A 15,709-nucleotide genomic window follows, 5' to 3' on the forward strand; every position below is an offset into this window, starting at 1 on the left:
GATGTAAGACATTGAAAAATATTAATGCTACAATAATTATAACGCAGTTTTGTAAGTAAATCGAATGCTTTCTATGGAAATTCTTTAGATTTTACTATTATATATATATATTATATATAATCTTATATATTTTTCTTGTCTACGTGTATAGTTGTTACAGTAAGGAGAAGTTCAAAATGAACGAACTAAAAATGCCTCAAGTAGGTGCAAGCCGCAGCGAAATCGTGGCTAATTGGCAACCGGAGAATCCGGAATTTTGGGAAAAGTTTGGCAAAAAAATTGCTAAACAAAACCTCGTTATATCCACTATTGCCTTAACACTTTCATTCTGTGTTTGGTACTTATGGGCAACCATTGCGGCTCAGCTAAATAGCGCTGGATTTAACTTTACTACTGATCAATTATTTACATTGGCTGCCTTACCAGGCCTAGTAGGTGCCACATTGCGATTTGTATACACATACATGCCAGCACTGTTAGGCGGTAAAAACTGGACATTTATTTCCACAATTATCTTATTAGTTCCTGTTGTGTGGCTCGGCTTTGCTGTACAAGATACAACAACTTCTTATGCGACATTTATGATTTTAACAGCCCTTATCGGTTTAGCAGGTGCCAACTTCTCATCCTCTATGGCATACATTGGTAACTTCTTCCCTAAATCTGAAAAAGGCACAGCTCTTGGTATCAACGGTGGAGTTGGTAATCTTGGCATTTCTGTAATCTACTTCCTAGCTCCATTTGCTATGGGATCTGCGGCTTTAGGTAGTGTATTTGGTGTAACGCCAACAATTATTAAGGGCAACGCAGTATATCTAGCTAATGCAGCTTTCATGTGGGTTGTACCTCTTGTTGTTATCCTTGCATTGATGACTCGCTTCATGGATAACCTACCTCTAGAAAAACCAAATCCTAAAAACCTCGTACAAATCTTTGGTAACAAGCACACATGGGCGTTAACATTGCTCTATACATGTTCTTTCGGTGCATTCTCTGGTTACGCAGCAGCACTTGGTCTATTAGTAGGCAAAGAATTCCCTGAAATTCCATTTGCTTCTATCGCATTTGTAGGTCCACTCGTAGCAGGTGCCCTTCGTCCTGTGGGTGGTTGGTTAGCAGATAAAATCAATAGTGGTACAAAAGTTACCTTTATTAGTCTTATCGGATTATGTGCATCAACCGCATTAATTGCAGTTGGTGTAGATATGCACAACTTCCCATTCTTCTTTGCAATGTCCGTATTAACCTTTGTATGCTGTGGTTTTGCTACCGGCGCAACATTCCGTATGATTCCACACGTATTTGGCAATCCATTGCTCTCCTCTTTAATTACAGGTTTCGTAGCCGCTGTAGCTGCATATGGTGCCTTCATTACTCCTAAAATCTTCGGCTTTGTATATTCCATGTTCGGCAATATTCACCCAGCCTTTGCTGTATTACTTGCGTTCAACCTTGTAACTGTATCTGTGTGCTACTGGTTCTATGTGCGTAAAGGTGCAAATATGAACGTATAATTTTCTGGAAACAGAAAATTTACGTTCACTCGACGGTACTACAAAATATAATTCACTTTTCTATACTAAGTGATAAAAGAAACCCCGCATCTTTCCTCCATACTTATCAGGTCTGCGGCCTAGGGCCTTGACCTCGTAAGTCAGATAGATGCGGGGTTCTCTTTTATAAAAATATAGTTATAAATAAGATACTCAGACATAGTGAATTATATTTTACGCAGTACAGTAAAAAAGAATACAAAAATTTTTTATTCAAAATTATAGCCTTCATTTTGAGGGGAGAAAAAAGGGACTGCCAAGCAGTCCCTTTTATTATCCAAAGATTTCTTCTAGTAGTGCGTCGTCGATGATGGTACCAACATAGAAGTCGCTGAAGATACCATATTTTGCACTGGCTACTTCAAAGCGCATATCGTATACGATTTTTTTGAATTGGATGTCGTCGTTGCTGAAAATGGTAATGCCCCATTCCCAGTCGTCTAGACCACAGCCACCAGTAGTGAATTCAGATAATACATCCAAGTATGTTTTACCAAGTTCACCGTGAGCTTTCATCAAAGCACCGCGCTCTTGCGGTGGTAACATGAACCAATTGTCATCACCTTCGCGTTTTTTACTCATATTATAAAAACAGATATATTTATCGCGAGGTACATGAGGATATAATTTTTGGTTAACTTCCTCTGTATCTAACTTGGCCTTAACATAGGTGCTTACTTCTGTTACAGAAGTATAAGAATAAGTTTGCACCAACACGCTTGCAATAGCTAAACGACGGAATTTACGTTCTACTTGAGCCAAGTATTCAAGGGATGGACCGAGAATCCATAAGATTAAATCCCCTTTTGCTCCATTACAATCATAGAATGCATAGCTACCTTCTTTAGCTTGATGTTTAGCTTCAAGGTCGACTAAGAATGCTTTTAATTCATTGCGCGCTGCTGCTTTTTCATCCTCTGTGAAGCAGTTCCATGCGCTGAAATCCATGGCAAATACCATGTGTTGGCTATGCCAACCTTCTACTGTAGGGATTGCTTTTCCCATTATGATCACTCCTATCTATGGTGATTATATCAAAATAATAATGTATATCTATAATTACGGAAATCAAAAGACTCCACTTACTATTATAGCATATAGAGTCTTTTCAATTTAGTTTCTATTGAGATTTTTTATTAGTATATTCTTTAGTTAAGACTAAATTACTGCCTTTAGGCTGAGATAATCCTATGTCGCTTAATACTATACTAACTCTTTTAAGCAAGTCACTATCTTACTTGTCATTCACAAGTTTTTCTACGAGTTCTTTTGCTTGTTTTACACCATCAGGAATACCAATGCCATCAAATGGCGTACCGATGAGGTGTAAATTTGGATAATGTTCCGCCACATGTTCACGGACTGCTTTAATCCCTGCACGATGGCCTACATTATATTGCGGCATGCAGTGAATGAGACGATTGATACGTACCCATTCAGGTTTGACAGAAAAACCCATGATATGTTGAATTTCTTTGACTGCCAATTCTGAAAGTTCCTCTTCGCTGAGTCGTTCTACCACATCATTACCAGGCTTACCGATGAAGACGCGCAACACTACCTTATCATCAGGCGTAGTTTGTGGCCATTTTTGATTAAGAATGGTACACGCTGTGAGAGGTGTATTCGTGTTACGAGTAATGAGAAGACCTGATCCCTTTAAATCACCATCAAAGGTGCTTTTATCAAAAGACATGATAGCAATGGCGCAACTAGATTGCTCCATGGAACGCAAGAAATCAAAACCCGCATCATCCTTGAACCATTGAGTATATGTTGCCGGCGGTGTAGTGATAATCACATGGTCTGCCGTAGATTGACAGCCACAAGAATCGTTACACGACTTCACTACATCGATTGCATATACACCATCAATATATCGAATATCAGAAACTAGCGCACCTGTATGCAAGTGTACATTACTAGGCATAGCCTTGACAATAGCAGTAATCACGCTTTCAAGTCCACCTGTCAATTGACGGAACATGCCAGATTGAGCAGCAGTACCCTTTCGACTTTCCATATCCGCTTGTGTCTTAGCAGACTGATGATTAGAACTAGTCTTTGTCATTTGACTAGAATTGTTTACACTATTACCAGCAGAAGTATCTTGACTAGTCTTAGCTTCGTGACTTTCAAATTGACGGTCCGTCATAGTGCCTTTACCAGCTCGAGGGACATCACCTTCAGTAACAGCCCCTTTGGCGGCCTTAGAGACACCTGCTTTGGAGTGACTCATCTTAGCGGCCATCATACCTTTTACCATGTTCCCATATTTTTGTTCTACTTGAATAAAATGAGGGAATGTCGACAATAGGCTAATTTTATAAATATCGCCACCATAGATGCCAGCTAATAGGGGCTCGATGAGTTTATCCATCATTTCTTGTCCTAAGTGGTATTTGAAGAAATGACCAATGGATACATCCCCATTTTCATCGAGTTGGTATGGTTTCTTAAAATAATCTAAGCCTGCACGCAATTTACCAGGCCAGGAAATGAGCGTTGCTTTCACAAAGGGCATCATTTCCGTAGGAATGCCCATGATGGAACCGCCTGGAATTGGGTGGATAGAGCCCTTATCATATACAAAGGCTTGACCTGTTTCATTAGACACAAGGGTATCACCTAGTCCAAGATCATGCACGAGATCTGTCATTTCGGTTTTACGACCCAAATAGGAGTCAGGACCGAGTTCCACTACGAAGTCATCCACACGTTGCGTTTGTATTTTCCCACCAAATCGTGGTGCTTGTTCGTAAAGAGTAATGGTCCATTCCGGCTTTGCATGACCTAGATAATAAGCCGCTGTTAGCCCTGTTAAGCCACCGCCCACAATTGTTACGTTCACGAATGAATCCTTTCTATTATTGCACTCGCCATTGCTTGTAAAAATGTTTCATTACAATTTGGCATGGGTGCACGCATATATGTTGCGCCCTTTGCTTCAACGAGTTCTTTACACTCCACATCATTATCGTACAGTACCTCAACGTGATTGCTTACAAATCCAAATGGTACAAAAGCAATGCGAGTAGCACCAGTTTGTAAAGCTTCATTGATTGCATCCTCTACAGTAGGGCCCAACCATTGGCCATGAGGAGCCGCACTTTGCCATGCCACAGACCAATTCGGTAATTTACAATATTCAGCAATCTCTTTAGCACTTTCCTCTAAAGCTAACGCATACGAATCGCCACCATGATTATTGATAAGAGGTATACTGTGCGCACTAAAAATAACGAATACATCTTTAGCATTATGCACACACTCTGAAAGTGCTTTTACCCAGTATTCCTTGAAAGTTGGTTGGTCCCACCAGGAACGGATAAAGTCAAATGTCACATTATCATAGTTTGAAATGGCTGCTTGCACTTGTTTTTCATAAGCTCCAGTACCGAGAGCGGTGAAGAATGGAGCCGTTACAATAGCGATAATATGCTCCACTCCTTGCTGGACTAAGGAGTCAACCGCATCTGCAATGGATGGTTTCATGTGTAAAAAACCAATAGCGGAAGGCATAGTCGGCAACAGAGTAAGCAATGCTTTATATTGGCACTCTGCCATAGTTTGAAGCTCAATATTTTCCCATTGACCGATTGTATCATAACGCTTAGTGAGATTTGTAATCTCTGCTTCCGTTGGTACACGGCCACGACGAATGCTCGTCATATAGGGTACTAAATCATCCTTACTTAAAGGGCTACCATAAGACAGGAATAATAATCCTTTTTTTTCTACTTTCACTAATTTACCTCTCTTGAGCCCAAATCTCACGACTACGTTCATGCACATAGTCCGTTAGCCAATGGAGTTTTTGAGGATCTGCCTCTGGGAATACGCCATGACCTAAATTAAAGATATGGCGCCCATAGCGAACGCCGTCGAGCAAGATGCGATCGACTTCGCGGGCCAATGTTTTTTCGTCTCCGAACAAATACGCCGGATCCAAGTTACCTTGTACCGTTTGTGTTACGCCACGCTCGTTTGCCATAACGATGGAACTACGCCAATCAAGGGCAATGACATCTAAAGGCAAGTGAGACCAAATAGACACCAAATGATCCGTACCAACACCATTCATGGCCATTGGCAAATGAGGATATTGAGCTTTCACAGTCTTTATGATCCGCTCCATATGAGGGTAAATTCCTTGTTTATACTGGTCTACATTAACAGCACCTACCCAAGAGTCAAAGATTTGAAGTGCATTAGCACCCGCTTCGGCTTGCATGGACAAGTACGCAATGGACATGTCCGCTAGTTTTGTCATCAGTGCATTCCACATATCTGGAGCACCGATGAGCATACCGCGAGTCTTATTGTAATTCTTTGTTGGGCCCCCCTCGATAAGGTAGGACGCAATAGTAAACGGTGCCCCGCAGAAACCAATGAGAGGCACGTCAAGCATACCAGAAGTTAATAATGTAATCGTTTTCGCGATATAATCTACCTTTGTAGGATCAAAGGTTTCTAATTTATCCACATCAGCCATAGAGCGGATAGGTGTGCTAAACACAGGTCCTACACCAGCCTTGAGCTCTACATTTACATTCATAGCCACCATGGGGCTCATAATATCTTTGTAGAGAATCGCCGCATCGACGCCATATTCCTTAACAGGTAATTCCGTAACGCGAGCACATAGCTCAGGCTCTTTTGTAATTTCAAATAAAGTATATTTTTCTTTGATTTTGCGGTATTCCGCTTGACTACGACCAGCTTGTCGCATATACCACACAGGCGTCACACCAGGGTTCTTCCCCTGGATCATGTCCAAATAAGCTGTGTTCAAGTACTCAACCCCTTTCGTTCTAAATGTATACTAACACACTATGGTAACCAAAACAGTTACTTTAGTTACAATCACTTACATTATTTATTCTTTAATAATCCCTAATAATCCCTGTGAAAGCATATGCCTCCACAGGGATTATTATTTCATTACCACTTTAATTTGACTGAGTCTTTAATTCAAGTCTGAAATTCATTTAGCTACGACTCAATCTATGGCAATCGATGCCCATAATAGATTGAGCCATATCATATACGGAGCGTTGACAAGTAAAGAGCCAAATCTGTTGATTTTTCCCAAGCTCAGCCAATAATTCTAAAGCACTACGTTGACGATTTTCGTCAAAGCGCACAAGAATATCGTCCAAGATAATCGGTAAGGACTCCACTTGATAAGAGAATACCTTAGCTAGGGCGAGTCGTAATGACAAGTACACTTGATCAGCTAAGCCACTAGACCAAAATTTAAGCTCTAGTCGTTCTCCATTATTGTTGATAAGTGCTACCCCTTTATTGATGCCTAGAATATCAAGCGTATACCTCTCACCAGTTAGTTTTTCAACATAAGAGGAGGCAAGCTCTAACATATGAGGTTGTTTTTCTTGTTCATACGATTGTTGAGCCTTATCCATACAATGGCTTATCAATACTTGTGTAGCCCAATCTTCTAGTGCAGACTCTAATTCACTTTGTAAAGCCTCTCGTTCTTGCAACATTTGGTGTTGCTCCTGGTCAGATCCAAGTGTACGCATTGCTTCAACGATTTGACCACGGCGCTCGTACAAGGTAGCCAATTTATCTTCAATAGAGGCTATTTCACGCTCAGAGTGAGCCAATTCATCTAACCAGTTATCTTTGTTGCCTTCTCGCAAACGACGATAGAACAGGTCTTTATTCTCCGCATCAGGAGCAAGTAAATCCAGCTGTACCTGACTTTGCTTGTAAATAGTTTGCCACTGTTTATATTGGTCCTCATCGATAAGATGTTGACGATACTCGTTGGAACTTTCCATACCAGCTTTATGGAGTAATTCTTTTTGGCGAAGGAGTAGTTCTTTTTCCTTGCGATGCCAATTATCGTATTCATTGCGGAAGCTTTTACGTTGTGCTTCCTTTTGTTCCCATACAATTTTATTTTGTTGAAAGTTCTTATATTGATTATAAATACGTTTTAATTCCGTAGGAGATACTGGTGACTCTATTCCAAGGTTATACCACAAAGCCATCGCTTGGTCTTCAATAATGCGTAGACCTTCTTTATGCTCCGCTAAACGCTTTTCATAGCCTTCTATAGTACGTAGTTGCTCATGATATTGATCATATTCATGTTTGAGACCAAAGAAATCATCTTCATCGAGACTCTTAGCCGCCCCTCGGGGTAACCAGTTTTGCCATGCTGCGAGGGCTTCATCATAAATACCTTGTAAGGTATGCCCTTCCTGAATCCAACGCTCAAGATGTGCCTCTCCTTCTAAGGATGGTACAGGGCTCACTGTAGGTGTAGCAGCCTTGATCAAAGCCTCTAGCTGATGTTCTACATCAGATTTACGGGAAGATAAAATTTGTAACTCATAGTTTAATTTAGACACATCAGAGTTACTATTATGAAGCCTCCAGGTAGCATACCAGAATAGCCCCATAGATAGAATCAAGAAAATAAAACCACCTATAGTATATAATGCAGATTCAAGAACCAACAGGCCTGCTAATACTACCAATACAGCTATAACAGCACCTATACCACTAATGCGTTGTAGCCATTTTGGCAGAATTGTGGGCTGTGCGTCTGAACCATAACTATTCCGTCTAGCCTCTAGTCTAGCCTCTACTTGATCTATATCCATTAAGATACGATCTAATTCACGTTCTAAATATTCTTTTTTAGCTAATTCTTCTTCACTAAAGTTAGGTAAGGATGCCCCTTCAAGGTTCGCCGTCGGCACCTCATCGGTAGCCTCTGCAGGTTTGCGGTCTTGCCAATGTAAAAGTTGTTCTTTTGCGGTGCGCAAACGACTTGCCAAACGTTCTCCATCAAACCAATTGATGTCTTCTGCCATTGGCTCATCATGACGCCACGCAGAATGTAGGGTGCGTGAAAACTCCAATTGTTCTCTAACCTTACGGATATACGCATCTCCTTCCTCGCACTCACGGCGTAATTGCTCCCATTTAGCACCTTGTTGAATAAGGTCTTCAATATCTTGGCCATAAGTTCCAAATGGGCTATCAGGACTAAAGTTAGCGGGCATCAATGCCGCTTCCTTTTCCTGCCATAATTGCATATTGTCACGAGCCCGTTTTATTTCTTCATCAAGACGTAGGAACTCATCACGACTCAAGGCGAGCTCACTATTATACTGCTGCATGTGCATACGCGCCTCTTCACTGCGACGATACGTATCCCACGCACGCAATACTACATCGATACCATCCCGATATTCCTTCCATTCTTTCAACTGATTTTGCAATTCCATTTCGGTTTGCTCCGTACTGTGAAAGACGGTTTGTAATTCCACATATTGCGCTTCATGCTCCGCCAACTGACTCAACTTTTGACGGTTTTCTTTAAGCTCATCCATCAATACATTGATGCGACGTTTACCATTCGAGGATGCTACAAGTAGGTCTGTAGCCCCTTTTTCAACATCCTTAACAGCTCCACCTAAGTGTTCTCCCCCTTCGGCGCCAAAGAATCGAGAACGAACCTCTACCTCTTGTAATACATCAAGGCCTTGTAGATCGTCTAATGTTAACGCAAATATGCGGTTATATGTTTTTTTATCGATGCCATGCCACCAATGTTGAGCCGGCTCTTCATGGATGGCAGGATGACCAGGGTTGTAAAAGTCTAACTGCTTACCCTTACGACCGATATAGTAACTTTCACCATTACGGTCCACATCAAGGGCCCCCGTCATAGGGCCATAAGCCTTATGAGTACCGCCAAACAACAAGGTGCGCATCCCTTCGAGCAAGGATGTCTTACCACTTTCATTAGGGCCATACATGAGTTGAACCCCATTGTCACCCGTGGTGAAAGACCAGTCGCGATACGGGCCAAATTCATCAAATCGTATGCGTTTAATGTTCATCATTAGCCCCCATCAATACAGTAACACCTTCAATTTCACAACGTTTCAAAGCTCGCGCCAATAATTCATCACTCAATAAATCTGCATATGCGCCTAAGCGCTTAAATTCAGGACGATCCGCCATGATTTGGCGCGCAGTCTGTATCGCATCCCCATCTACCATATCATCATAAGCACGCAAGTAATCACCTACTACATCTGTTAATAGACGTCGTTCAACTAGATTAATACTAGGTCTTGTATTAGAAGTGATACGGTAAGGCATAACAAATATAGATTTGCTTTTCTCTTCATTTTGAGACTCTTGCAACCATAGTTTTCGAATCCCCTCTTGCGTACATAGGCGATGTAGAGGTCCTGTACCAGACAAAACGATGGATAGCAAGATGTTTTTCTTATGCTGCTTTCGCAAATTTTCTTTTTTACGGCGCAAAATCTCTAAGAAATCCGTTTCATTTTGCATGCCAGCAATATCGATTTTGATTTCCTCAAACCGGACAGCACAGGTATCGATAAATCGCAAATCACAATGACCATTATGAGATACGGATACAAGATAACATCCCTTTGGTCCATGTTCTTTACGATGCAATCCTTGCGAATTACCAGCATAAACTACGAGAGGCTCCTCGCTAAGAACTTGAGATTTATGAATATGGCCCAATGCCCAATAATCCATAGCAGCCTCTGTTAAATCAGTTAAGTTACAAGGTCCTATTACATTATGATTTTCAGAGCCTACGCTAGAACCTACAGTACCATGCATAACAGCAAGAGAAAACTCATCCCGTTCAAAAGCTCTGTATTGACGAGCATAGTTGTCGCTTTCATTACCATGACCACAACTAATACCATATACGCCACCAATTTCTATATTGTTAACGATGAGCGGGAAACGCTGTACCTGTTCGCTAGAAAATACATGTACATTATCTGGCATCTGTAATTGTGCTTTCCAGCTTTCAGCAGGATCATGGTTACCTTGTACCATATAGACATCAATACGATGCTCCGCCAAGCGATACATGGCGCGCACAAAACGGACTTGAGCCTCTAAATTATGGTCTTCGCTATTATAAATATCACCAGCTATTACAACAGCATGAACATGTTCTGTAATAGCAGTATCAATAATTTTATCTAAGGCTACATAAGTGGCTTCACTTACGGCGCGATCAACAGCGCTGCTAATACCTGTAGCATATTGAAAGGGTGCCCCTAAATGCAGATCACCACAGTGTATAAATCGAAACGGCTGCATCTATATCCACTCCTCCATTAATATTCTTATTATAGTTATATATAGTAATTACAATAATTTATTATACTACAAAACCTTAAAGATAAGTTAAAAATAACTATCATTTAGCATCAAAAAGATATAGTTAAACTAAACTTCTCTTAACTATTAATAAATATAAATTATAAGATAAGCACATATTCTTTCATCATAAGATATAAATCATAATATATTTTTTGTTAACCAATTCATGCATTAAGTTGACAATTTATGCGCGAACGTTTACAATCAAATTGTCAATATATTATGTTTTTATTAAGTTAACAATTTCCTGGAGGCTATTATGGCTTTGCCTATAGATCAACAACCATCCCAAGTGGGTACATACGAAAAAATACTTACCATTGCAAACCGCATCATGAACGGCGGCGAAATTACAAAAGAAGAAGCAATCGAGCTAATTCATACTTCAGATGATGATACTATGATTCTACTCGCTATGGCTGATAAAATTCGCCAACATTTCAATGATAATTCTGTGGATGTATGCGCCATTGTTAATGCTCGATCCGGCAAATGTCCTGAAAACTGTAAATTCTGTGCTCAATCCGCACACCACAACACAGGCGTTCAGGAGTATCCTTTCATGGATGAAGAAAGCATTCTCCAAGCAGCACGTAAAGCTAAAGAGGCTGGTGCCATTCGTTTTTCCATCGTAACAAGTGGTCGTAATACTAATAACCCTGATGAATTTGATCAAATCATCCATGTATTAGGCCGTATCAAAAACGAAATTGGTCTTGAAATCTGCTGTTCTCTTGGGTTGTTAACTTACGAACAAGCACTCAAATTAAAAGAAGTTGGTGTTACTCGATACCACTCCAATATCGAAACGGCACCTAGTCACTTCCCAGATATTTGTACTACACATTCCTACGAAGATAAAATGTTTACCATAGATAATGCACAAAAAGCAGGCATCCGTGTTTGCTCTGGTGGCATTCTTGGACTTAACGAAACATTAGAACAACGCGTAGAAATGGCGTTCGAACTTAAACGTTTACATATTGACTCCGTGCCATTAAACATTTTGAATCCTGTTAAAGGGACTCCATTTGAAAGCAACGAAGCTTTACGTCCATTGGATATCTTACGTACCTTCGCCGTATTCCGTTTCATCTTGCCAAACGCATTGATTCGTACTGCAGGGGGTCGCGAAGTAAATCTACGAGACTTACAAGCTTATGCTCTAAAAGGTGGCCTAAACGGTATTATGGTTGGTGGCTACTTAACTACTGGTGGTCGTTCACCTCAAGACGATCTCCAAATGATTCAAGACTTGGAGTTGACTCGCAATACAGCTCAAGTCTAAAAACCTCATATATACCATTCTCTATATCTAGAGGATGTAGTATATAAATTATTCCCTAATGCTTTATAAATATTTTACACATAAAAAGAACCATCTAGTTTGCTGTACTAGATGGTTCTTTTATTTCCATAATAAAATGTAAATGGCTTGACCATTTGTGTTACCCGCAATGGGCTCAGGATTCTCATTAAATTCTACATTCTCATACGGCGTCCCGTCTGACATGTACGCATCTACCTTCAATGTTTCCATGGTTCGATTATATCTACTGATATAAACTTTATATCGCAATTCGTCGCCACCCAGTTCATTAACTCGCAGCCACAAAAGTGCATCGTAATCACTCTTCTGTACACTGTCATTGTCAATAAATAATTGGTTTCCTGATGCATCTGGTCCAACATAGTACCAGTCCGTTGCGTTAGTAGTCCCCCCTATACTGAGTAGCCACAAAAGTGTTAATATGGTGAATATTTTACTCATATGACTGCCCCTCTCATGCTATCGAGCTGTATATTTTATAAAAGCTTAATGTGGATAAACCTTTATAAAATATACAACTTCTCCTTTATATAATACCAAAATTGTCCCATATTTATCAACAATAATTAAAATTAATTACCATGTTTTTTACAAATATAAGAAACTTAAAGAAATTTATTAAATTTCTTCATTTTTAACTCATTTACTCTTCCTATAATGATAATGTCAAATGATAAATAGAGGTAACAATTCCCTGGTTACCGTACGTGTATTTATCTCCCGACAAGTAATACTAACCCCAAACCTACTACTTGTTTAAATACATGTTTCATTTGATATTAATACTAACACTCCCCTTACATGAAAAAAGGACTCTATACAGAGTCCTTTTTTCGTTACTTCATAAACTTATACATATTGTTAAGTCTACATACATATTACCATAAGGGTTAATAGTAAAGGGTTTATAAGGACTCACGAATTAACAAGTAATACTATATTCTTAAAAAAAAAACGCTCAAAAGCTTAAGGAAATACGATAACCATTACGCTTTTGAGCGTTTTTTATTATAAACTACAATTTACTAATTTCTATCTTACTATTTTACTTCAGCCCAACCTAAAGCAGCACGTTTTTCATCGATATCTGCCAAGATTTTCTCAGCTACTTTAGCAGGATCCGTATTTACATACATAACAGAGCCTAAGATATCTTTAGTGTCTTCTTTGAGCCATTTTGTAACAGCATCAGAGCCTTGTGTAGGTGGCTCAACGCAGTGGTAAGAGTTAATCCCCATCAAGCGGAAGCCAAGGGATGCATCGATACCTTTTTCGTTAGACCATTCAGGGCTAGACATAGCAAATGGCAATTGAGGTAAGTTAAGACCAAGTTCTGCCGCAATACCACCGAAGATACCGGAGGAACGCGCATTATCTACACATTCACCCACATGCCATACTGGTGGTTGATCATCACCCAAGAACTCTTGCAATGCAGGACTACATTTCTTGTTAGCATCTGTATTACAATAGCCAAGTTTCATCAATGGGAAAGATGCACAACCATTTGTAAGGATGATACAGCCATTTTTAATAAGTGTATCAACAATATCTACAGTTGCCTTTTCATAGATAACACGAGGGTTGGAACAACCTACTACGTTAACGATACCGCGAACTTTACCAGATTTTAAAGCCTCTGCCAATGGTTTGAAGGAACCATAATGTTTAACAGTGGATTCTGGAGAGAAGCCAACTTCTGCTGTGATTTCGTATGGCGGAATGAATACAGGCATACCTTTGCGCAATTCATGAGCTTCAAGAGCACGATCCAAGATTTTGCGAGCCAATTCTTTTGTTTCAGCCAAGTTAGTGTGATGATGGTCGTAGCCGATGTGTTCAGCACCTGGTAAACGAGCTGCATCAGATGTAGTGATAACTTTTGTGTTGAAGCAACGTGCTACGTCCATAATAGCAGGGTAAACGTCTTGAACGTCAGCTACCCAGCAATCGAGTGCGCCAGTACCAAGTACAAGTTCCGCACCGATAGCATTACACAATGGAATAACGTTTTCGTAGCGGTACATGCTGGACAAGCCAGAGCAACAAATACCATAGAATTGGATACCTTTGGCACCGATAGCTTTCGCTTTTTCTAAATACTCTTCAGAGGCACCAATTGTACAAATTTGAGATACTAATGTTGGCAAGTGACCATGAACAGCGATGTTAACATACCCTTTTTTCAAGGCACCAATGTTAACTTTGGAAGTACGACGACCACCTTGCCCGAACAATGCGTCTGTTGCGATATCCGCTGCCACTACGCCAGTGAATGTGAAAGCAAGGCCACAACGTAAGAATTGCTTCATGTTGCTTTCCCAATCGCCATCCGTACCTACGCATGTACGATGATATGCATCGAAGGCTTCATTGTATGCAGAAATAGGCAAGATATCCAAGTTTTTCCATACTTCGCGACGTTCTGCAGGAGCCATAGCTGTAATTGTTTTATATTCGCCAGGCAATGCACGGCTCAAATCTTCTAATAGAACATCTGCCAAGTCATTTGCCACTTCTTTTAAGGAACGGCCTTCTTCAGGGATGTTGAAAGCTTTACATACAGTACGGATTTTTTCTTCCCCTAAAATTGGAATATCCAATTGGTCATTAGCAGCCGCTTTCAAAGAAATCAAGATTTCACGAGCATGTGCACCATGTTGGGTCAAGCCACCTGCAGCAGCACGTGTCATATTACGAGCTACGATAAGATCTGCATCGGCACCACAGACCCCACGAGGGCTCTTAGGTGTAATTTTACATGGCCCCATGAAGCAAATACGGCAACATACACCGGCAATACCAAATGTACATTGTGGTTGTTGTTTATCAAAACGGTCAAATACTGTATCGCAACCGATTTGCTCCATGCGAAGAATCATTTCGCGTACCGCAGGATCTGGTGTTTGTTCAATAACGTCTTGTTTTGTAGGCCATGTTTTACGATACTCAGCAACGGCTTTCATATAGTCATTTACGCCATGTTCATGAGGTACCCCTGGTTCATGAGTGTGTGGCACCCATTTATCCGTCGGAAGAGCCTTTGCATGACTATGGTCGTGACCATGTTCATGATCGTGGTCATGATCGTGGTCGTGATGATGACCATGGTCGTGATGATGGTCATGGTCGTGACCATGGTGATGATGACCGTGATCATGTTGATGTTCACCGCAATAGCAATGGTGATCATGTTCATGAGTCTTTTTATTTTCCACTTCTTTACTCATAGTAAACCTCCTAGTGACCTACATAGGCCAACCAACAATAATAAGAAAACATATTCTACTTTTAATTCACTTTAAATCCACTACAATTATGGGTTTTAAATCCTATCTCCTAAATATGTTTTAAACTACTATAAGTATATTTTCTGAAAGGACATTTGTCAATTAAAATTTGAGAAATTTTTGACGCATCTATATCTAAGAATATGATAATTACTATATTTATTTAATTCGATTCTTTCAGTTTCTTTTCATAAATAAAAAGAGACTAATTCCTGAATTTTACAGGAATTAGTCTCTATATCTTATTGATTAATTGATGGATTTACGTATTAATTTATATCTTGAATTGCAATAAGTAATGCGACAAAATTAAATCAATTTTCTAA

The 15,709-nt window shown here is 40.1% G+C and carries 10 protein-coding genes; 2 read left to right on the forward strand and 8 right to left on the reverse strand.

Annotated features, from left to right (window positions below; all coding sequences use genetic code 11):
- Positions 1–176 precede the first annotated feature (176 nt).
- Positions 177–1,514, forward strand: coding sequence for an MFS transporter (locus tag DW000_RS06585; protein WP_004697837.1), 1,338 nt, complete (start codon positions 177–179; stop codon positions 1,512–1,514).
- Between the two features lie 312 nt (positions 1,515–1,826).
- On the opposite strand, the gene hemQ is transcribed toward DW000_RS06585, so the two are convergent.
- The 6 genes from hemQ to DW000_RS06615 form a co-directional block, all read right to left on the reverse strand.
- Entirely contained in the window at positions 1,827–2,558 is a 732-nt protein-coding gene (hemQ, locus tag DW000_RS06590; RefSeq protein WP_120055688.1) for a hydrogen peroxide-dependent heme synthase, read from the reverse strand.
- Between the two features lie 229 nt (positions 2,559–2,787).
- Positions 2,788–4,404, reverse strand: coding sequence for a protoporphyrinogen oxidase (gene hemG / locus DW000_RS06595; RefSeq protein WP_120055690.1), 1,617 nt, complete (start codon positions 4,402–4,404; stop codon positions 2,788–2,790).
- The gene (gene hemH, locus DW000_RS06600; RefSeq protein WP_120055692.1) at positions 4,401–5,300 is read right to left on the reverse strand and encodes a ferrochelatase; all 900 of its coding nucleotides are present in this window, start codon (positions 5,298–5,300) and stop codon (positions 4,401–4,403) included. Before hemH ends, hemG begins: the two co-directional genes overlap by 4 nt.
- A gap of 4 nt (positions 5,301–5,304) precedes the next feature.
- Complete coding sequence (gene hemE / locus DW000_RS06605; RefSeq protein WP_004697838.1) at positions 5,305–6,348, reverse strand: uroporphyrinogen decarboxylase; 1,044 nt, start codon at positions 6,346–6,348, stop codon at positions 5,305–5,307.
- 196 nt (positions 6,349–6,544) lie between these two features.
- Positions 6,545–9,439 carry an AAA family ATPase gene (locus DW000_RS06610; RefSeq protein ID WP_120055694.1) on the reverse strand — a complete coding sequence of 965 codons (2,895 nt, stop codon included), beginning with the start codon at positions 9,437–9,439 and terminating at the stop codon, positions 6,545–6,547.
- Positions 9,429–10,700, reverse strand: a complete 1,272-nt coding sequence (locus DW000_RS06615; protein ID WP_120055695.1) for a DNA repair exonuclease — start codon at positions 10,698–10,700, stop codon at positions 9,429–9,431. Before DW000_RS06615 ends, DW000_RS06610 begins: the two co-directional genes overlap by 11 nt.
- A gap of 322 nt (positions 10,701–11,022) precedes the next feature.
- On the opposite strand from DW000_RS06615, the gene bioB reads away from it, so the two are divergent.
- Positions 11,023–12,051 (forward strand): biotin synthase BioB, encoded by a 1,029-nt coding sequence (gene bioB / locus DW000_RS06620; RefSeq protein WP_004694042.1) that lies wholly within the window; start codon positions 11,023–11,025, stop codon positions 12,049–12,051.
- A gap of 120 nt (positions 12,052–12,171) precedes the next feature.
- Here the strand turns inward: bioB and DW000_RS06625 are convergent, their stop codons facing one another.
- The gene (locus DW000_RS06625) at positions 12,172–12,534 is read right to left on the reverse strand and encodes a hypothetical protein (protein WP_008603073.1); all 363 of its coding nucleotides are present in this window, start codon (positions 12,532–12,534) and stop codon (positions 12,172–12,174) included.
- A 599-nt stretch (positions 12,535–13,133) separates the two neighbouring features.
- Positions 13,134–15,323, reverse strand: a complete 2,190-nt coding sequence (gene cooS / locus DW000_RS06630; protein ID WP_120055696.1) for an anaerobic carbon-monoxide dehydrogenase catalytic subunit — start codon at positions 15,321–15,323, stop codon at positions 13,134–13,136.
- Positions 15,324–15,709 lie beyond the last annotated feature (386 nt).

The sequence above is a fragment of the Veillonella sp. AF36-20BH genome, assembly GCF_003602765.1.
GTDB lineage: Bacteria > Bacillota > Negativicutes > Veillonellales > Veillonellaceae > Veillonella > Veillonella hominis.

Excerpts from the sequence above, each read along its gene's own strand:
- DW000_RS06585 (WP_004697837.1), top strand. The coding sequence starts at position 177 with ATGAACGAACTAAAAATGCCTCAAGTAGGTGCAAGCCGCAGCGAAATC.
- hemQ (WP_120055688.1), bottom strand. The coding sequence starts at position 2,558 with ATGGGAAAAGCAATCCCTACAGTAGAAGGTTGGCATAGCCAACACATG.
- DW000_RS06610 (WP_120055694.1), bottom strand. The coding sequence starts at position 9,439 with ATGAACATTAAACGCATACGATTTGATGAATTTGGCCCGTATCGCGAC.
- DW000_RS06615 (WP_120055695.1), bottom strand. The coding sequence starts at position 10,700 with ATGCAGCCGTTTCGATTTATACACTGTGGTGATCTGCATTTAGGGGCA.
- bioB (WP_004694042.1), top strand. The coding sequence starts at position 11,023 with ATGGCTTTGCCTATAGATCAACAACCATCCCAAGTGGGTACATACGAA.
- DW000_RS06625 (WP_008603073.1), bottom strand. The coding sequence starts at position 12,534 with ATGAGTAAAATATTCACCATATTAACACTTTTGTGGCTACTCAGTATA.
- cooS (WP_120055696.1), bottom strand. The coding sequence starts at position 15,323 with ATGAGTAAAGAAGTGGAAAATAAAAAGACTCATGAACATGATCACCAT.